This window comes from Acinetobacter sp. 1566109 (genome assembly GCF_000582255.1).
Classification (GTDB): Bacteria; Pseudomonadota; Gammaproteobacteria; order Pseudomonadales; family Moraxellaceae; genus Acinetobacter; species Acinetobacter nosocomialis.
The window spans coordinates 1-19,736 of the sequence record NZ_JEYB01000027.1; the positions used below are offsets into that span (position 1 = coordinate 1).

22 protein-coding genes and 1 pseudogene are annotated in these 19,736 nt (G+C 38.1%); 8 read left to right on the forward strand and 15 right to left on the reverse strand.

The genetic code is table 11. From position 1 onward, the window contains the following. The 11 genes and pseudogenes from J582_RS16255 to J582_RS16300 all read right to left on the reverse strand — a co-directional run. A pseudogene (locus J582_RS16255) lies at nucleotides 1-167 on the reverse strand (bifunctional glyoxylate/hydroxypyruvate reductase B); the annotation flags it as partial. Between the two features lie 11 nt (nucleotides 168-178). After that, nucleotides 179-832, reverse strand: coding sequence for a hypothetical protein (locus J582_RS16260; protein ID WP_031982683.1), 654 nt, complete (start codon nucleotides 830-832; stop codon nucleotides 179-181). 100 nt (nucleotides 833-932) lie between these two features. After that, complete coding sequence (locus J582_RS16265; RefSeq protein WP_004707885.1) at nucleotides 933-2,822, reverse strand: M48 family metalloprotease; 1,890 nt, start codon at nucleotides 2,820-2,822, stop codon at nucleotides 933-935. 78 nt (nucleotides 2,823-2,900) lie between these two features. After that, nucleotides 2,901-4,442: an amidophosphoribosyltransferase gene (purF, locus tag J582_RS16270; RefSeq protein ID WP_002049153.1), complete on the reverse strand. Its 1,542-nt coding sequence runs from the start codon at nucleotides 4,440-4,442 to the stop codon at nucleotides 2,901-2,903. Nucleotides 4,443-4,467: 25 nt separating this feature from the next. Continuing rightward, nucleotides 4,468-5,055, reverse strand: coding sequence for a CvpA family protein (locus J582_RS0104865; RefSeq protein ID WP_002049156.1), 588 nt, complete (start codon nucleotides 5,053-5,055; stop codon nucleotides 4,468-4,470). Nucleotides 5,056-5,061: 6 nt separating this feature from the next. Further along, nucleotides 5,062-6,066, reverse strand: coding sequence for a quinone-dependent dihydroorotate dehydrogenase (locus J582_RS16275; RefSeq protein WP_031982681.1), 1,005 nt, complete (start codon nucleotides 6,064-6,066; stop codon nucleotides 5,062-5,064). A gap of 89 nt (nucleotides 6,067-6,155) precedes the next feature. Further along, complete coding sequence (gene gspM / locus J582_RS16280) at nucleotides 6,156-6,635, reverse strand: type II secretion system protein GspM (RefSeq protein ID WP_031982680.1); 480 nt, start codon at nucleotides 6,633-6,635, stop codon at nucleotides 6,156-6,158. Continuing rightward, a complete protein-coding gene (gene gspL, locus J582_RS16285) occupies nucleotides 6,635-7,774 on the reverse strand; it encodes a type II secretion system protein GspL (protein WP_032048239.1) in 1,140 nt (379 codons plus the stop codon). The genes gspM and gspL overlap by 1 nt, the downstream gene beginning before the upstream one ends. A 22-nt stretch (nucleotides 7,775-7,796) precedes the next feature. Further along, on the reverse strand, nucleotides 7,797-8,252 hold the full coding sequence (locus J582_RS16290) for a SixA phosphatase family protein (protein ID WP_031982677.1): 456 nt from the start codon (nucleotides 8,250-8,252) through the stop codon (nucleotides 7,797-7,799). 55 nt (nucleotides 8,253-8,307) lie between these two features. Next, nucleotides 8,308-9,381, reverse strand: a complete 1,074-nt coding sequence (locus J582_RS16295; protein ID WP_002049214.1) for an NAD(P)H-dependent glycerol-3-phosphate dehydrogenase — start codon at nucleotides 9,379-9,381, stop codon at nucleotides 8,308-8,310. Nucleotides 9,382-9,415: 34 nt separating this feature from the next. Then, entirely contained in the window at nucleotides 9,416-9,991 is a 576-nt protein-coding gene (locus tag J582_RS16300; RefSeq protein WP_031982676.1) for a nitroreductase, read from the reverse strand. A 203-nt stretch (nucleotides 9,992-10,194) separates the two neighbouring features. On the opposite strand from J582_RS16300, the gene J582_RS16305 reads away from it, so the two are divergent. Beyond that, on the forward strand, nucleotides 10,195-10,575 hold the full coding sequence (locus J582_RS16305; RefSeq protein WP_002049100.1) for a hypothetical protein: 381 nt from the start codon (nucleotides 10,195-10,197) through the stop codon (nucleotides 10,573-10,575). 39 nt (nucleotides 10,576-10,614) lie between these two features. Here the strand turns inward: J582_RS16305 and rhlB are convergent, their stop codons facing one another. Both rhlB and J582_RS16315 read right to left on the reverse strand, forming a co-directional pair. Further along, nucleotides 10,615-11,766, reverse strand: a complete 1,152-nt coding sequence (rhlB, locus tag J582_RS16310) for an ATP-dependent RNA helicase RhlB (RefSeq protein WP_004886271.1) — start codon at nucleotides 11,764-11,766, stop codon at nucleotides 10,615-10,617. 109 nt (nucleotides 11,767-11,875) lie between these two features. Continuing rightward, nucleotides 11,876-12,088, reverse strand: coding sequence for a cold-shock protein (locus J582_RS16315; RefSeq protein ID WP_000126912.1), 213 nt, complete (start codon nucleotides 12,086-12,088; stop codon nucleotides 11,876-11,878). Nucleotides 12,089-12,462: 374 nt separating this feature from the next. On the opposite strand from J582_RS16315, the gene J582_RS16320 reads away from it, so the two are divergent. The 5 genes from J582_RS16320 (at nucleotide 12,463) to J582_RS16340 (ending at nucleotide 15,193) form a co-directional block, all read left to right on the forward strand. Beyond that, nucleotides 12,463-12,708: a sulfurtransferase TusA family protein gene (locus J582_RS16320; RefSeq protein WP_004886267.1), complete on the forward strand. Its 246-nt coding sequence runs from the start codon at nucleotides 12,463-12,465 to the stop codon at nucleotides 12,706-12,708. Nucleotides 12,709-12,841: 133 nt separating this feature from the next. After that, complete coding sequence (rpoH, locus tag J582_RS16325; RefSeq protein ID WP_002049311.1) at nucleotides 12,842-13,708, forward strand: RNA polymerase sigma factor RpoH; 867 nt, start codon at nucleotides 12,842-12,844, stop codon at nucleotides 13,706-13,708. Nucleotides 13,709-13,817: 109 nt separating this feature from the next. Then, nucleotides 13,818-14,183, forward strand: coding sequence for a DUF423 domain-containing protein (locus J582_RS16330; RefSeq protein WP_002049118.1), 366 nt, complete (start codon nucleotides 13,818-13,820; stop codon nucleotides 14,181-14,183). Between the two features lie 13 nt (nucleotides 14,184-14,196). Continuing rightward, nucleotides 14,197-14,394 carry a sulfur carrier protein ThiS gene (gene thiS, locus J582_RS16335; protein WP_022575392.1) on the forward strand — a complete coding sequence of 66 codons (198 nt, stop codon included), beginning with the start codon at nucleotides 14,197-14,199 and terminating at the stop codon, nucleotides 14,392-14,394. 13 nt (nucleotides 14,395-14,407) lie between these two features. After that, nucleotides 14,408-15,193 carry a thiazole synthase gene (locus tag J582_RS16340; RefSeq protein WP_001154366.1) on the forward strand — a complete coding sequence of 262 codons (786 nt, stop codon included), beginning with the start codon at nucleotides 14,408-14,410 and terminating at the stop codon, nucleotides 15,191-15,193. 217 nt (nucleotides 15,194-15,410) lie between these two features. Here the strand turns inward: J582_RS16340 and yaaA are convergent, their stop codons facing one another. Beyond that, on the reverse strand, nucleotides 15,411-16,190 hold the full coding sequence (yaaA, locus tag J582_RS16345; protein WP_031982674.1) for a peroxide stress protein YaaA: 780 nt from the start codon (nucleotides 16,188-16,190) through the stop codon (nucleotides 15,411-15,413). 125 nt (nucleotides 16,191-16,315) lie between these two features. Here yaaA and J582_RS16350 point away from each other — a divergent pair, with 125 nt between their 5' ends. After that, the gene (locus J582_RS16350; RefSeq protein WP_016805219.1) at nucleotides 16,316-16,948 is read left to right on the forward strand and encodes an alpha/beta hydrolase; all 633 of its coding nucleotides are present in this window, start codon (nucleotides 16,316-16,318) and stop codon (nucleotides 16,946-16,948) included. Nucleotides 16,949-17,142: 194 nt separating this feature from the next. After that, a complete protein-coding gene (locus J582_RS16355; protein ID WP_031982673.1) occupies nucleotides 17,143-18,099 on the forward strand; it encodes a ribonuclease Z in 957 nt (318 codons plus the stop codon). A 98-nt stretch (nucleotides 18,100-18,197) separates the two neighbouring features. On the opposite strand, the gene J582_RS16360 is transcribed toward J582_RS16355, so the two are convergent. After that, a complete protein-coding gene (locus tag J582_RS16360; RefSeq protein ID WP_031982671.1) occupies nucleotides 18,198-19,658 on the reverse strand; it encodes an aminoacyl-histidine dipeptidase in 1,461 nt (486 codons plus the stop codon). Between the last annotated feature and the right edge of the window lie 78 nt (nucleotides 19,659-19,736).

Consider the following 19,736-nt stretch of genomic DNA (forward strand, 5'->3'; position numbering starts at 1 on the left):
TTAAGCAAGCGTCCCGCGCCAATCATTCCATCAGCATCTACCACTTCTTGTCGTATCTGTTCATTGATATCACCCAGTTTAGGGTTTAATACGACAACATGATAATCCTGCTGCAACCGCGACAAAATCTCTTCATCAATTTGACTAAAAACTACAACCTTTTTCATGTATATCCCTACTACTCATTGTTATCTTGCATAAGTTGCCACAATCTTTTCTTAAGGAGAGGCTTATCTAACATTTCTTTTAAACTAGCTAAATGAATAAGATTTGCATGTTGAATATACGCACATTTACCTAAACACAAAATCTTTTTTTCTGCCGCTACAGCATCTAAAAAACCCTGAATATATGAACTCACGCCACGTTGATCTTGATATGCCGCTAAGGGAAAAGGCCATTTTAATTCAGCATAGTGACCCACTTTAGCCTTTTGTATATTTGTCCAAAGTTGTTTCTCTTCTTTTTCTAGTGCTGTCACATCAACAAAGATTACACACTTTTCAAGGCAATAAGCCTGCAACTCGAATGGAGCAATCGCTTCTTGCTCAACAGCAATCACAGGTTTTTCAATAACCCTTTCAGACTGCGGAACATCTCTAATTGCTATTGAAGGTTGCTCTACAACTTTAGGTGCTTCAGGCAACAAAGGCTTAGATGGCTTTTGTCCAAAAGCAGGAACATCTATTGTAGGTGTGATAATTGGTGTATGAGATTCAAAAATCTGATCTCGCCATACAGTATGGGCATTATTTTTTTGGCACGCTTGTGTTCTAGGAATCCATATATCAATTCCTAAAGTTGCCAGTATATTTCTTTGCTGCCCAATCATGTTTAAATCAGTACCTCTAATCTACACACATTCTAACGGGCTTCTGACTTTTTTTCAGCGTTTTCTTTTAATGATCGCTAGTAGAAATCACATATGTCTCTTAAATAATCATAACGCTATTTTTCTTCTGCATTTGCTCTACAATTTCATCGGACTCAAAACCAAATCGCCAGTAGAGTAACTCCAGCACATCAAGTTCATCTTGGGTAATAATGCGGTCACTCCATAAACACATCTCAGCAATTGCCAAAATACTTAGACGGTCACGAAGTAAAAGCCCAGCAATGTCATTTAAAATTTCAGCCAAGTCTAAAGGCTCATCCGAAATTTCATCATAAATATGCATTTCATCTGGGTTAAGTAAAGAACGCAAAATACGCTCACGGACTTCCAACTGGTTTGGACTATTAATTTGTTGCACATGAAGCAACGCATCAATTAAACGGACTATTTGAGGCTTCACTTCTTCAAATGCTGTAGGCAAGTGAAGTGGCATCAAGTTCAATTCATATTTGACCCGCTCTAATAGTAGCGCATCAAGCAGTCCGATCTCTCCGTCTTCCTGAATAATAAGTGCTAGTTTTGTCAAAAATTGACGCGCAATACTTGCAGGCATATGGCCAATATTTTTACATGCGTCATGAAATATCTGAATATGAATACGACCATCCAGATTAAGCAAAGCATCGACTATCGAATGGCTTACAGGGGCTTCTTGCGGAATAAATTCTCGATATTGACGAATCATTAAAATCGCAACCATCACCTCACGTGAACCAGTGGCTGTTTGCAATGCACGCTGAATAAGTTCAGGGCGTTTTTTATTACGTCGGATATCACTACTTAAAGGCTTAATTGCATCATTTAATGCAAAGCTAATTGGAGAAAGACGCAATAATGGCAGCGGTTGTGGTGATGACCACGGAATATAGATTTCCGTCTCAGATTCTTCTAATGAACGGAAAAGACTAAATAAAGGCCTATTGCGAAGTTTCTTTAAATTTTCTAATTGTAAATCTTGCAGTAAAGTTGGATTAAGTTCGTAAATACGTTCACGAATGCTCGGGTGAATATTCATCCAGCTTTGAGGGCTAAGTGAATTTGCAAAACACATATGCGCGATTGATTCAGAATAAGCACTATGAATTTGTGATCCTGAATGGTGAACATAAATACGTAATAATGTTTGGGTATTCGTACTATTTTTTAGCAACCGCATAGTTTTTTGGTCATTGCGAAATGTGCGGCCACTTAATGTTAAATATTTAATAAAGCGAGTGATTAAAACACCTAAACTTCCTGCTAACCAAATCACTCCACCAACAGCTACAAACACAGTCTCGAACTTATGCTTATAACCCGGACTGTAGCGCTTAAAACCTTGTTTTGCGAGCTTACTGCCCCATTGACTGAAGGTCGTTAAACCGCTGTATAAAATTTTTAATTTAGTATTTTCTACAGCCTCACCAGATAAAATTTGGTTAAATTCATGACCCAGTAAACCATACAGCTCCAATTCATCTAGATTCTGTAAAGCTCCCCAAGTCAAAATAATGACAATATCATTTGAGTGAAAACCTGCAGTTAATGCATTTACACCTACTTCATCAGGCAAAACATAGAGAGTTGGAACGTTAAGAGAAAATGTTTGCGCCAAATGTTCTGTAATTTTTAATGCCGCATGTTCTTCTGGTGTACTCTCGCCTTTTACCAAACGACGCGCTTTAAGCTGTTTAGCAAGGGAATGACCACCTTTACGTAAAATATAAAGCTCGGTCACCACCGACCAAACCATAATAAAAAGCAAAAGAGCAATAAAATAGGGGCTTAAGGCATGCCACCAAATCGGTTGGCTATAATCAAAAAAATGAACAAGTAAACCTAAAATGAGATTTAAAATAAAAATAGTCAAAAGCACAGCGACCAAACACATAGTGATGGACCATGCCATATTTTTATTTTCGATTAAATAGTGGCTTACTTCTTTCAATGTAAATATTCCCAATTACATTGTTAAGTTTCATCATAAAAGAAAAAAGCGGGAAAAACCCGCTTTTTTCGGCTATTTCTATTCTTCTTTAATACCCGTCAAATCTACGGACGCTGCATCAATATTGACATCAATATAACCATCTTTTTTCTTTTTCGCAGAATCATTACGCTTCTGTTCCAAATTATTCAGATAGTCTGCATCAATTCCACCAGTTACATAGATACCATCAAAAACAGAGCAATCAAACTCAGTCAATGTAGGAACCTTACTTGTACGTACAGCGTTCTTCAAATCTTCCAAATCTTGGAATACTAAACGATCAGCACCAATAATTTCCTGGATTTCCTCTACACTGCGTTCTGATGCAATAAGCTCAGTTTTAGCAGGCATATCGATCCCATATACGTTTGGATACATCACTTTTGGTGCTGCTGAAGCAAAGTATACTTTTTTCGCACCTGAGTCACGCGCCATTTGAATAATCTCATTACACGTAGTACCACGTACAATAGAGTCATCAACCAATAGAACGTTTTTGCCTTTAAACTCTAACTCAACAGGGTTTAATTTCTGACGTACAGATTTTTTACGCTGTTGCTGACCCGGCATAATGAAGGTACGACCGATATAACGGTTTTTCATAAACCCTTCACGGAACTTCACACCAAGAATATTTGCAAGTTCTAATGCAGAAGTACGGCTTGTATCTGGAATTGGAATAACCACATCAATATCATGGTCTTCACCCCAGTCACGCAAAATCTTGTGCGCTAATTTTTCACCCATTTTTAAACGGGCTTTATAAACTGAAATACCATCAATAATTGCATCTGGACGAGCAAAATAAACATATTCAAAAATACACGGACGATATTTTGGATTAGCCGCACATTGTTTAGTGAACAACTGACCTTCAGCATCAATGAAAATTGCCTCACCCGGTGCGATATCACGTTCGATTTTAAAACCAAGAGCAGTAATCGCCACAGACTCAGATGCAATGATATATTCCATCTCGCCTTGTTCAGTCACACGCGAGCCATAAATCAGTGGACGAATACCATTTGGATCGCGGAAACCAACCAAACCATGACCAGTGATCATAGCAACTACGCCATAAGCACCTTGGCAGCGCTCATGAACACGAGAAACCGTATGAAAAATATCTTCAGCTGTAGGATTTAACGTTCCTTTCTTTTGCAACTCATGTGCAAAAACGTTTAAAAGAACTTCTGAATCAGAATCAGTGTTCATGTGACGCAAATCTGTTTTAAACAGGTCATCATGAATTTCTTCTGCATTGGTCAAATTACCATTATGCGCAAGTGTAATACCGTAAGGTGAGTTCACATAAAATGGTTGAGCTTCAGCACTACTAGCAGAGCCCGCAGTTGGGTAGCGCACATGACCAATACCGTAATTACCAAGTAATGCTCTCATATGACGAGTATGAAAAACATCACGCACCATACCGTTATCCTTACGAAGGAAAAGACGGCCTTCATGGCAGGTTACTATTCCAGCTGCATCTTGCCCACGATGTTGCAACATCGTTAATGCATCAAACAACATTTGGTTCACTGGCGATTTACCGGCTATACCAACAACTCCACACATAGCAACCTCGCAGACAAGCTAGGAATTAATAAAAAGGATTCTTTGTTGAATGGTCAGGCCGGATTTCTGGTTCTTCCGACTCGTCCATTGGTTTTGGAGAAGTGCGAGATACACCGCCTCCAGATGTTATCTGATGAAAAGCCTCACTTGCTGCCCCTTTAGAAAGCTCCGTGGCTAAAGGTGCGTAAGGCAATAAAAACTGAATAAATTTGGATTGCTTCCAATGAGGTGAACTTTCTACCCAAGGACCAACACCTTGCATAGTAATAAGAACAACCAATAAACCCTTCAACGAACCAAAAGCACCACCTGCTAAACGATTTAATGGCCCCAATTTTAAACTTTTCAAGAGGCCATTTAAAAATGCGGTGACGATCCAAGTTAAAACAATAATAATGAGTGCAATAAATGCAAAAGCTGCAATCTTTTGAACCACCGGATCCTGACTTAAACCCGACATTGACGGAGCTAGAAGAACAGCATATTTTGCACCCATAATTAATGCAAAAATCCATCCTACCAAGTTCGCAAAGGCTTTTATAAATCCTTGCCGCAAACCGTTTAGCCCCCCAATGAGCAAAAGTATTAGAATGATGATATCAATAGTGTTCATGTTCAATTAGGTCATAGCTTCAACACATTGCTTTACAAGCGTTGGTCCCGTATAGATTAGACCACTATAAATTTGAACAAGTGTTGCTCCAGCTTGTTGTTTTGCTAAAGCTTGCTCACCAGACAAAATACCACCCACACCGATTAAAGGAATTTGTCCTTTCAATGATTGAGCAAATAAACGTAAACATTCTGTACTTTTTTCAAATACAGGCGCACCTGACAAACCGCCTGACTCATTACCGTAAGGCAGGTTTTCCACCCCTTCTCTCGACAAAGTGGTATTGGTCACAATAAGACCATCAATTTTAAAATCTAATAATTGAGCAGAGATAAACTCAACATCTTCAGCTGTTAAATCCGGAGCAACTTTAAGTACTAGAGGAACATAATGGTTATATTGCTCAGCCAACTCAAGTTGACGCGCTTTTAAGGTTTGCAGTAATTCAGTTAACGCATCACCACTTTGTAAACTACGTAAGTTTTTAGTATTCGGTGATGAAATATTGACGGTAATATATGAAGCGTAGTTATAAACTTTCTCAAGACAAATTAAGTAATCATCAACTGCTTTTTCGACAGGCGTATCGGCATTTTTACCAATATTGATTCCTAAAATGCCTCTAAACTTTGAAGCTTTGACATTTTCAATAAGTTTATCAACACCATCATTATTAAAACCCATACGGTTAATAATGGCTTTAGCTTCAGGAATACGAAATAAACGTGGTTTCGGATTACCCGATTGCGGACGAGGTGTAATTGTACCAATTTCAATGAAACCGAAACCTAATCCGGCTAATGCATCAATATGAGCACCATTTTTATCTAGACCTGCTGCCAAACCTACCGGATTAGGAAACTCGATTCCCATACATGTAGTAGGTTTTGCTTCTACGGTCTGACGCATCAGGCCTAGCTTATGCGCTTTATCAAGCATGGATAATGTTAATTCATGGGCACGCTCTGGTGCTAAACTAAACAACATCGGGCGAGCAAGTGAATATAACATACCAATCACAGTCTACTGATTTTAGGTACGCATATTATAGGCACAGGCAGCACAAAACACCATGCTTGACATAAGCATATTTTGATATGTTATTGAACTGTCGCTGTTAATTTAATCTGACCTTCGCTTGAAACCATTTCCATCTTCTGAATACTAAGACCCATCTGTGCAAGTTGTGTTAAAAAGTTAGCTAAAATTGCATAATTCTGATGCGTTACAACAATTTGTAACTGCTCTCCATTTTGCTGAGAAGTCACAGTTAAACCTTGCTGTTGAGCTACCCTTTGTATTTTTCCAGACTTATCAAGTTCAAGCTCATTTGCAGGCTTCATAGTAACTGCATTACTTTGCATCCACACCATCAGATCTTTTAAATCATTTAAGCGTTTTTGCTGTTGTTCTGCCAAGGAATGCATTTTCCAAAGTGAAGACCCAACAATAGCCACTACCACAAAAATTGTAGTAAAGACCACCATAACGCGTTCACGGACAGTTAAACGATCTAGGTACTGAACAACTTGTTCAATCCACTGATCAAAACGATTCTGCAATTGAGCTAACATTTTCATTATTGTATTTTCACCACCCCAATTGCCCCACCACCATTTGCTTGGACATTACCTAGCTCAGCTTTAAATCCTTGCTGATTTAATTGTTGTGTCAAAGCTTGTAAATCATCTGCCGATTTTGCTTTTAATGCCATCGTTAAAATTGAAGCATCATAATTAAGTTGCTGAGCCAAAATCTGTCTTTGCATTAAAATAGGTCCAACACGGCTTAACAAAGAAAGTGCTTGTGTATCACCTTGCTGACTCATTCTTAAATGACTTTCAAATTGACCTTTTATATTTTGTTCAGTCACACGACTAGATGGTCCAAACCAGTATTTATATTGTTCAATTGTCTGGTCAGCAGTTAGATTTGCTACTTTTTTCAATTTGACCCAACGCAATAAATCATAGCTAAACTGAACTACAATAATTGCTAAAATAACGGCAGCACATGCCTTCCAATAACCAGAAAAAGTACGCTCCTGACCTTTTGATTTTGGTAAAACATTAAAAGGATGCTGCTTAGTTTTATCTAATGGCTGAAATTGATAAACGAACTCAGAACGTTGTTCTGTACTTGAAGCTGCTTCTAAACTTTCTAGTTGCTCTGGTGTTAAACCACTATATTGATAATGTTTTTCAGCTGACTGAAATTCTAAAAAAAGCCCCAAATCATCAATTGAATTACCCAACCATTTATTTTCACGCACCAAAAGTTGGTGATTAATATTACACAGAATAACTTGCTCGGTTTGCGGCTCTGGCAATATTAGAAAATCTGGTAGCAAGGAAACAAGTTTGGTTGGCAACAAAGCCAAAGAATGTTGCCATGTCTCGACCATCCCTTGAGCAACGCCCAAGACAGTTAACTGATCGGCATGAAAATAGTGAACCACTTTCATATGATCAATCGGCAAAGTCACAAACTCTTCAAGTAGATATTTAACCCCATCAGCCCCCAGTTGTTTGTAGTGGGACTTCGCCATAGTTTGCTGAAGCATTTGTGCATGACGACTCGGAAAAAAAACCGAAGCTTCTTTTCCCTGATGTATTTGCAAGTCTTGTATTAATTGATCGAGACTCGCAGCCTGCAACCAGCTCTCTCCGTTAGACCAATGCCATATTCCATTGGTTTCAGGCATCCATATATACAGCATGTTGGCTAAATAACCTTTTTAATTATATTGTGGGTATAAAACTATTTTTTTGTGTTGATAAACCATTTGCAATAACAGCTTGATCATAAATTCTAGCTTCAGCAAGTGCAAATGGATTGAAATTTTCATGAGTAAGTAACTCTGCAATATGACCTATTACATTCATATGGCAAACCACTACAATCGACTCATAAGGAATTTGAGACAACCATTCAACTGCTTCTTTTGCATCATCATCTGGCTTAATTTTGTCGCATAACAGCACTGGCACATCTTTAAAATAAGTCTGGATATGCGTCAAAGTTTCCTGAGCACGCAACAAAGGACTAACAACAAAAATATCCGGTTTTACAATGTCTTTTAAAAATGTTGCTGTTTGCTCAGCCTGTGCATGTCCACGCGCAGTAAGGGGACGTTTAATATCATTACCATTAACTGGTGGAGCAGCTTCCCCATGACGAACTAATGTCAGTTGCATAAAATTTCCTTGTTAATAATTCTGCATTATAACCACAATTTATGACATTTATTCGTCAGACTTCATGATGAGGTAAAACAAACTCCACATCACTACGATGACCATTTTTCATAAGAGAAAGTGCAATATTTAATGGCGGAGCACCTTCAAAAATGACTTCATATAAAGCATTGGTAATTGGCATATATACATCTAGTTCTTGTGCCTTACCACGCACTTGGACAATTGTATTAATACCTTCAGCAGTTTGCCCCAATTCTTTACTTGCTTGATCAAGTGTCTTGCCAGAACCTAGCGCATATCCGATTTGATAATTACGGCTCAATGGACTATTACATGTCGCAAATAAATCACCTACACCAGACAAACCTAAAAATGTAAGCGGGTTTGCGCCCTGCTTTACCGCGAAACGGCTCATTTCAGCCAAAGCACGCGTTAAAATCATACTTTTGGTATTTTCACCAATTTTATATGCAGCCCCAATTCCCATCGCGACTGCATAAATATTCTTAAGTGCACCGCCTAACTCAACTCCATGCACATCATCGCTACCAAAAACACGGAATAACGCACTATGAAGCGCATGCTGCACGGCATAACGGACGAGTTCAGAATCACTAGCAATCACTGTACCAGATGGCATCCCTGCCATAATTTCTTTGGCAAGGTTTGGACCTGACAATACACCATAGGGAACTTCTGGTAGTTCTTCACGAATAATATCGCTCATAAAACTAAATGTTTTAGCTTCAACACCTTTAGTTAAAGATACAACTGCTTGTGCAGTAATATAAGGAGCAATTTGTTTTAAGACATCGCGGAAAGAATGGCTAGGAATTGCAACTAAAATAATATCTCGGTCACATACCGCTTGCTCAAGATCAGACACAGCACGTAGTGAAGATTCTAAAGTGAAGTCTGGTAAATAACGTTTATTAATATGGGTTTTATTAATTTCTTCTGCTGTTTCCGCATCACGAATCCAGATCATGGTATCGCAGCCATTACGAGCAGCTAAATTCGCCATGGCTGTACCAAAGCTACCGCCCCCTAAAACGGTAATACGTAGTGCCGTTTTTTTATCGACCGCAACAGGTTCCACCAAATCTGTAAACTTAAATTCAGCCATGCTTTATTATCCTATTTCTTACTTTTACAGACGCTTAAGCCTGCCAAACTTTTACGAATTCTTTACTTTCAATATCTGCACGCGGTGCAATTGCTTTAGCTGCTGTGCCAACGTAAATAATACCTGAAATTAAATCATGCGGTTGCAGACCTAAATGCTGTTTTAACCAAGTTGATTCAACAACAGCACCACTACGCCACATAGATGAAAACCCCTGAGCTTGCAAAGACAACAAAAGATTTTGTACTGCCGCACCAGTACTTAAGATTTGCTCAAAATGTGGCACTTTTGGATGATCTTGTAACTGTGTAAGAGCTAAAATCAGTAGCGGAGCACGAAAAGGATGTTGCTTAACACGTTCCAGCTGAGCGGGGTCAGATTCTCCTAAATCTACCAATGCTTTTGCTAAAACCTCACCAAAAGCAGCACGTTGTTCACCAGAAATAACGACAAAGCGTGTTGGCTTAAGCCTATGATGATCTGGAGCAGTTAAAGCAGCCTGAAAAGCCAACTCTAATTGATCTGAGTTTGGAGCTGGCTCAATTAATTGGCCAATAGACTGACGCTGATGAATATTTTGGTGAATTATTTGTATTGCTGAATCCGTCATTAATATTGATCTAACTCAAAAATTCGAAATAGATTAGCATAATCTACCGTTAATCCACCATGGAATCTAGCCTATAAACTTAGTGAACTTATAGTTTGACATTTTTTAATACAAAACTTCAAAACTCATACAACGTATTCAAAATCAAATAGAAAACTTATGTTCAAATAGCTATGTCTTTTAGCGATTAACTTAGGTGAATCATGAAAAAAATAATTTTAGCGAGCGCAATGAGCGGCGTTGTTTTATTACTTGGTGCTTGTGCTACCACTCCTAAAAATACTTTAGCAATTCAAAAAGAAAATAATCAGTTTGAAGTGACTGGTATCGGCAAAACTAATTTAATTGCAAAGAATAATGCAGTTACTGCCGCACAGAAAACGTGCTCTAAGAATACAACTCCTGTTATTGTTGATGAAAAAACCACTTATCATGGTGTATTAAAAGATGTAGTAAGTGAAAAGACGGGTCAAATGGTAGAAGCCGCTGCAGGTGTTATTGGTACTTTAACTGGTAAAAATGCGTCTTTAGCAAAAGATGATGACTATCAAACTACTCTTACATTCTATTGTAAAATTAATTAATTGAAAAAAATCCCAATCAATTGATTGGGATTTTTTTTATTAGCAATACCCGTCTAATCGGGTAAGTGGTAGTTTTTTACCAATTGCTTTTTCAATTTCCGGCAAATAGAAAGCATCATCTTCAGACAAGAAACTAATACTCACTCCTTGTGCACCTGCACGACCTGTACGCCCAATACGGTGAACATAGTCATCAGACTGCTCAGGTAAAGTGAAGTTGATAACATGCGATACGCCATCTACATGAATACCACGACCTGCAACATCCGTTGCAATCATGATGTTATGCTTCCCTTGCTTAAACTGCTCTAGCATTTTCAAACGTTTATCTTGAGCAATCTCACCAGATAGCATTCCTACTTTATATCCATCTTTTTTCAAATGGTCATAAAGACGGCGCACTTGATCACGGCGGTTGGCAAAGATCATGACTTTATCAATTGGTTCTTCACGTAAAATATCTTGTAAAAGACGATATTTATCTTGTTTAGCTACAACATAAACACGTTGTTCTACATCGTTATTGGTCTTTTGTTCAGGCTCAATTTCAACTGTTACCGGCTCAAACAACCACTGTCTTGCTAAATTTAAGACGTCGTAACTAAAAGTCGCCGAGAACATCAGGGTTTGACGTTGTTCCTTACGTGGTGAATAACGAACAATACGTTTTACCGAAGGAATAAAGCCCATATCTAATAATCGGTCAGCTTCATCAATCACCAAAAATTCAATTTGATCGAGCCAGACTTCTTTTTGTTCTACAAAATCGATTAAACGTCCTGGTGTAGCAACCATGATATCGACAAAATTAGCATCAAGTTGCTTCTTCTGCTTATCAAAATCAACACCACCCAATAGGGTCACTAAATGTAAATTAGAGAATTTTGTGAGAAACTTTGCATCGCTTTCAATTTGCAAGGCCAACTCACGAGTAGGCGCCAAGATTAAAGCACGAGGTTCGCCACGGAAACGTTGTTCTTTAACCGGATTATTGAGTAAATCATTAATTACACTAATCAGAAAAGCAGCTGTCTTACCTGTTCCTGTCTGTGCTCGCCCAATTGCATCGTGCCCGGCTAATGTATATTTTAAAACCTTTTGCTGAATTGGGGTCATTTGAGTAAACCCTAAAGCATCAATCGCCTTTTTAAGTTGCGGATGTAAATTCAAGGTTTCAAAACCAGATGTCATAAATACGCGCTCTAACAAACAATCTCTCGAATGAGAAGATCATTATAAACAAAAACGCCCCAATTCAAAAATTGGAGCGTCCATGATTCATCAAAAAGATGAATTAGTCTTAGTCTAAAGGCTGAACGTTTTCAGCTTGAAAACCTTTTTGACCTTGTACAACGCTAAATTCTACACGTTGACCGTCACGTAGAGAACGGTGACCGTCACCTACGATTGCACGGAAGTGAACGAATACATCGTCGCCGCCGTTACGTTGAATAAAACCAAAGCCTTTAGTGTCATTAAACCACTTTACTACGCCTTGTTCACGAGCTGTCATAAGTCAATCCTCAGATGATGAAAAAAGGACCTTCCGGTGTTGCAAACAGCAGAGCAAACAAGGTTTTAAAATTTTTATAATCTTAAAGCTTGTAATCATTCTGTAAAACTATCAACAATTTCCGGTTACATCCATTTGTTATAGGTTATTAAAACAATTTAACTGTGTGGTAATTCCTAAAACGGTTCGAGCTTAACACGGGTTTATGACAATTAATAGAATTTTTTTCAAATATTTCCCCTATTTTTAGCTCTTTTTTTAAACAGCTTATTACAATAATTTTTATGTATTCCTTTAGCTCTTAATTTTTATAAAACACCTAGAGTTCGTAAAAAAATTTGTTAAAATATTTTTTTTATTTGTTTTTAAAATGAATGAGCACTACTTCTTCTGCTGTAGCACCTATTGAAATTAATGCCCTTGGTCAACCATGTCCAATGCCTTTATTAATGTTAAAACGTGAACTTAAGAAAGTATCAGGAAAGCAGCTATTTTTATTGAAATCATCTGACCCGCATAGTGAAATTGATGTAACGCGTTACTGCACTTTACATCATTTTATGTGTCAAACCATGCAGATTTCAGAAAGAGAATTTCACTATTTAATTGAAACTCAATGATTCTTTGTTAAAATCTAAGATTAGAAACTGCATAAAATTTTACATTTTTCTACCCAATTTTCCTTAATTATGAAGCCAATTCAAATTAAGATGAATTTATTGGTTAATCCATCCTATCCTATAAGGAGAACTCATGAGTGACAGCAGCAATCAATTGATGCCCCTGTCATTGTCTGCGCCCGGTGTAAACCTTGGTGCATATATCAGTACTGTCAATCAGATTCCTATTTTAACGGCCGAGCAAGAAAAAGAACTTGCTGAACGTTATTATTATGACCAAGATCTTGATGCCGCAAAAATGCTGGTAATGTCGCATTTACGTTTTGTTGTTCATATTGCGCGCAGCTATGCAGGTTATGGCCTCCCTCAAGGCGACCTTATTCAAGAAGGTAACTTAGGCTTAATGAAAGCCGTAAAACGTTTTGACCCAAATATGGGCGTACGTCTCGTATCTTTTGCCGTCCACTGGATTAAGGCAGAGATCCATGAATACGTTATTCGTAACTGGCGTATTGTAAAAATTGCAACGACTAAAGCTCAACGTAAACTTTTCTTCAACTTACGTAGTTTGAAAAAATCGAGTAAAAAATTAACACTCGAAGAAGCACAATCTATTGCTAACGACTTAAATGTAACTCCTGAACAAGTTTTGGAAATGGAAGGTCGTTTAACTGCTTATGATGCTGCTTTTGAAGCGCAAGGCGATGATGACGACGATACTCCACATACAGCACCTGCCTTGTATTTGGAAGATAACCGTTACGACCCTGCTCGTTTAGTTGAAAATGAAGACTGGGAAGAGCAAAGTACATCTGCTTTACATGATGCAATGGACCAGTTAGATGATCGTTCGCGTAATATTTTGCAGCGCCGTTGGTTAGATGATGATAAATCTACCCTACATGAGCTTGCTGCTGAATATAATGTATCAGCAGAACGTATTCGTCAGCTTGAAAAAAATGCGATGGAAAAAATTAAAGTCGCTATGTCAGCAAGCTAAAGTAAATAAAAAATAAAAGGGCGATCAGCCCTTTTATTTTATCTGGCTATGTTTAGCCAACCTATTCTATGGTAACGTTGCCTTTCATTATTCAGTTGCGTTTTTTGTTATGTGGATTGCCATTTCAGCCCTTAATCTTGCTTTTGCAGTCATGTTGGGTGCTTTTGGAGCACATGGTCTTAAAGCTCACGCGAGCCCTGAACAAATTGCTTGGTGGCAGACTGCAACCGACTACTTTTTTTATCATGCACTTGGGCTATTAGCCCTTGGTATTCTAAGTAAGGTTCTTCCCCATTTCCCAATCAAGTTATCTTTCTTGCTTATTCAGATTGGCATTCTGTTCTTTTGTGGTTCGCTTTATATCATGGCATTAGGTTTACCACGCATATTAGGCGCAATTACGCCAATCGGTGGAGCCTTAATGATTGCTGGATGGCTAGTTTTGGCTTGGAATGCTTTCAAATACGCAAAATAATCGGAATGTGATCATGCAAATTTATTTAAATGGCGAATTAACGGACACGCCTAGCCAAAACCTTTTGCAACTCATTCAGGAGTTGGCACTTGAAGGAAAACGTTTTGCTGTTGAACACAATCAGCAAATCGTACCTAAAAGCAAATTAGAGCAAATTATGATTGCTCAACATGACCGTATCGAAATTATTCACGCTGTTGGCGGCGGCTAAGTCGGAGTTATCCATGCAAGACACCCCTCTCATTATTGGTTCACGTTCTTTTCAATCTCGTTTATTGGTAGGAACTGGCAAATATAAAGACTTAAATGAAACGGATTTAGCCATTCAAGCCAGTGGTGCAGAAATCGTAACTGTCGCAATCCGCCGTGTGAATATTGGACAAAATCCAGATCAACCGAATTTACTTTCAGTTATTCCACCAGAAAAATATACTATCTTGCCAAATACCGCAGGTTGTTTTGATGCTGACAGCGCAGTACGTACATGCATGTTAGCCCGAGAATTACTGGATGGTCATAACCTAGTAAAGCTTGAAGTGTTGGGCGATGAAAAAACCTTATATCCAAATGTAACCGAGACTTTAAAAGCTGCTCGTACTTTAATTGATGACGGTTTTGAAATTATGGTCTATACCTCGGATGACCCAATCATTGCGCAAGAACTTGAAAGTATGGGCTGTGTTGCAATTATGCCTTTAGGCAGTTTGATTGGTTCAGGTTTAGGTATTTTAAACCCGCACACCATTTCAATTATTAAAGAAAATGCGAAAGTACCAGTTTTAGTAGATGCAGGTGTTGGTACAGCAAGTGATGCAGCTATTGCGATGGAACTTGGTTGTGATGGCGTACTCATGAATACAGCAATTGCTGCTGCGCAAAATCCTATTTTAATGGCTTCTGCAATGAAGAAAGCTGTTGAAGCTGGACGTGAAGCATTTTTAGCTGGACGTATGCCACGTAAACGCATGGCAAATGCAAGCTCGCCAGAAACAGGTTACTTCTTTAAGTAATCATTAATTTTGCCTAAATTTTAAAGCACGATAACAAAAGCTATCGTGCCGAGTGGCATGGATGCCACTGTTGAACAGGGGCCACATGGATGTGCCCTCTGTTCAACAAAGGTTTTTGTTACTTTTGACCTTTCAAAAGTAAGGCATAACCCTTATAGAGTTTAATAAATTAAACATGAGACCAAAGGCCGCATGGCATGTGAAATTATTAATTTAATTAAGCCACTTGCTCATCACGTTTAAATACCAACTCTTTTGCAGATGAGTTATCAGCATCAAAGTAGTAACCTTCGGTATTAAAAGCCTTAAGATCCTCGGCTTTATTTAATTGGTTTTCAACAATAAAACGAGCCATTAAACCGCGTGCTTTTTTCGCATAGAAACTAATAACTTTATATTTGCCATTTTTCTGGTCAAGGAAAACAGGCTTCACAATTTCAGCCTTAATTTTCTTTTCATTGACAGACTTATAATATTCATCCGAAGCTAGATTTACTAATAATTCAGATTTAATTGCGGCCAAGTCTTCATTAATTTGGTTAGTGATGATATCACCCCAGAATTCATACAAATTATGACCGCGCGTATTTTTTAATTTAGTACCCATCTCTAAACGATAAGGCATCATTAAATCTAAAGGACGCAATAAACCATATAGACCAGAGAGCATACGCAAATGCTGCTGTGCAAAATCAATATCTTTACCTTTTAAATGATAAGCATCTAAACCAGTGTAAACATCACCTTTAAATGCATAGATTGCTTGGCGAGCATTTGAGAAATTAAATTCGGGATGCCAATCTCTAAAACGGTCTGCATTGAGTGTGGCAATTTTTTCACTAACACTCATTAAAGTCGCAATTTCCGAAGCGGAAAGTTTGCGGCAAACATCAATTAATTGTGCTGAGTTTTCTAATAAGCGCGGCTGAGTAAACTCATCTGTAGGTAACGCTGTTTCATAATCTAAAGTTTTTGCAGGAGAAATTAAAGCAAGCATAGATAACCTGAAAAAATTATTCTTAATACCAACTATAACAGTAGATATTTTTTAATGCTAACTCGTGTTTTCAATGACGACTATCGGTAAAATAGGAATACGTATTGTTATTTATCGATTCTTATATGTCTGAGCAAATTTTCATTCAGGGTCCAGTAGGTAAAATTGAACTTTTTGTAGACCGCCCTGAAGGTGAAATCAAAGGCTTTGCGGTTGTTTGCCATCCGCACCCATTGCAAGGTGGAACTCCTCAACATAAAGTCCCTGCTCTTTTAACCCAAATCTTTAATGAATATGGTTGTATTGTTTACCGTCCTAGTTTCCGTGGTTTAGGTGGCAGTGAAGGTGTTCATGATGAAGGCCATGGCGAAACCGAAGATATTTTAGCTGTGATTGAACACGTTCGTAAGCTTCATGAAGGCTTACCATTCTATGCAGGCGGTTTTAGCTTCGGCTCACATGTTTTGGCAAAATGTCATGCGCAGCTTAGCCCTGAATTACAGCCAGTACAATTAATTTTGTGTGGTTTACCAACAGCTACTGTTGTGGGATTACGTCACTATAAAACCCCTGAAATTCAAGGTGATATTCTGCTCATTCATGGTGAGCAAGATGATATTACTTTACTTTCAGATGCAATTGCATGGGCAAAACCGCAGAAGCATCCAATTACGATTTTACCGGGCGCTAACCACTTCTTTACAGGTTATTTAAAACAGCTTCGTCAAATCATTACACGCTTTATTATCATGAAATAAAGTGTATTTGATGGGCATAACTTGAGAGTATGCCCATCATTTTCAAGTATGTCCTTATTGAAAATTATTCCAACTTAACCCAGAACGTGCCAAATATTTTTTTACTCGGTCGCTATCATTTACTATAATTTTTATAAAATTCTAATAAGTGTCTATAATATAAATTACGCATTTGATTAAAAAATTCCAAGAATATGCTTCATTTTACTTTTTTAGGCACATCATCAGGTGTACCCACACTTTCCCGTAATGTTTCAGGATTAGCGGTTCGTAACAGCAAAAATAAGGACTGGATTTTAGTTGATGCCGGCGAAGGTACCCAGCACCGCATTCAACAAGCTAAACTTTCCTTGCAAAACCTAGTTGCCATTTGTATTACACATGTTCACGGCGATCATTGTTATGGTCTAGTTGGTTTATTGGCAAGTGCAGGCATGAATGCCCGTAGCAAACCCTTAATCGTGATTGCACCGAAAGAAATTCAGCAATGGTTTGAAATCACTGCCCAGCTTACAGATTTACATTTACCCTATTCCCTTCAATTTATTGATGTGAATGATGCAATACAGCCACAACAGATCACTGATGAATTTATTGTTCAAGCACATCCTCTAAGCCATCGTGTTCCAAGTTTTGCTTTTAGTATTTATATCAAATCTATTCAGAAGAAGTTAGATACCCAAGCTCTCACACAGCTAGGCGTGCCTCAAGGCGATATGTGGGGCCATTTAAAACGTGGCTACAATGTTGAATTTGAGGGACAAACTTTAAAAGCTCAAGACTTTATCAAAATTCAAAATCAACAAGTTCATGCAATTATAGGTGGTGATAATGACCAACCAGAGCTATTAGCTAACGCTTGCAAAGATGCCCAACTCCTTATTCACGAATCAACATACTTGCAAACGGTTTTAGATAAAGTCGGCAAAGGTCCAATGCATAGCTCAGCAAAAATGGTGGCTGAATTTGCAGAACAGCAATCTTTGGGTAATTTAATTCTGACGCATTTTAGCCCTAGACATCAGGATAAAGCTGGGCAGCTAGCTATTGCCGAAGAAGTTCGCCAGTTTTATAAAGGTCATTTTTATTTAGCGAATGATTTTGATGAGTTTACTTTAAATGAAACAGGACAACTTTTAAAAATCACTTAAACAACAAATTTATTGTGAAATCGAGTTAAATCCAGATCATTTTCACGTAAAGGTTAAAGTTTAAGAAGCTCATGATTGAGCTTCTTATTTCTAAAAAACTACTCTACAGATGCCAAAGCCGTTACCAATAGCTTCCAGCATTTCTCTACAGTATCAACTTTGACTCGTTCACCCGGTGCATGCGCACCTTGAATATCCGGTCCAAACGATACCATCTGTAAATCTGGATAATGCTCGGCAATAATCCCACACTCCAAGCCTGCATGAATTACTTTTAGATTTGGCTCAATGTTAAATGCCTTTTGATAGGCTTGTTGCAAGCACTTTAAAGCCGCTGAGTCAGGATTTGGTGTCCAACCCGAAACTAATGGTGTGAGTGCAGAAGCGATATTAAACTGGCTAAAATGGGCCTGAATTTTTTCTGCAAAATCTTGAGCTTCTTGATTTACCATTGAGCGAACCATTAAGACAGCTTTTCCACCTTCTGGATTTAGTTTTACCACCCCAATATTATTTGAAGTTTCAACTACATCTGGTAAAGCTTGACTCATACTTGCAACGCCATAAGGACTTGTTGCTAAAGCTTGTAACCACTCGTTTTGCTGTTGTTGAGTAATCACTTCAGTCACTTCAGCACTATTAGGCTGAATAATTAATTGCAGATTGTCATCAATACCTTGTAGCTGTTTTTTCCATGCTGTTTGATATTCATCGAGTAATTTTTCTAATTTAGGCAATTGGTTAGATGAAATTGCAATAGTCGCTACAGCTTCTCTCGGTAAAGCATTACGCGCCGTGCCACCTGTAAACTCAACAAGATGCCCACCAAGTGAGCCTAAATATTGATTTAAAAAGCGAGCCAAAATAACGTTAGCATTGCCACGTCCTAAATGAATATCTACGCCAGAGTGCCCGCCTTTAAGACCAGCCACCTGAATATTCACAATATTTAAATCTTTAGAAATTGGTTCATAGCTAAGCGGCTGCTCTACCTCAACATCAATACTACCAGCACACCCTAGATACAACTCGCCCCATTCTTCTGTATCAATATTAAATAACCTTTTTCCTTTTAATATACCGGCTTCTAAAAGTCGTGCACCGCTCATACCTGCTTCTTCATCGACTGTTAAAAGAACTTCTATTGGTCCATGAGCAATATCATTTGAATCTAAAACAGCTAAAGCCAAAGCTACTCCTATGCCATTGTCTGCACCTAAAGTAGTGTCTTTGGCAATTAACCAGCCATCCTCAAGAACAGGACGAATCGGGTCTTTAAAGAAATCATGTACTGTGCCAGTGTTAGCTTGTGTAACCATATCTAAGTGGCCTTGAAGAATAACGCCAGATACATGTTCTTTACCCGTAGTTGCATTCTTTCGGATAATTAAATTACCAACTTCATCTACGTAAGTTTCTAAATTTCGACTTTCGGCCCAGTTTTTTAGATACTCACGAAGCTGTTGTTCATGCTTTGAGGGGCGCGGAATCGTACAAAGTGTTTGAAAATGCTGCCAAACAATTTGAGGAGATAAGTTTGAAAAATCAAATGGCACCATATATTTATACTCTCAAAAATATTCTTAATAAACTTAGGTTTATTCAAAGATAAGAATTTATCAGCGCAGTTTTAGCCT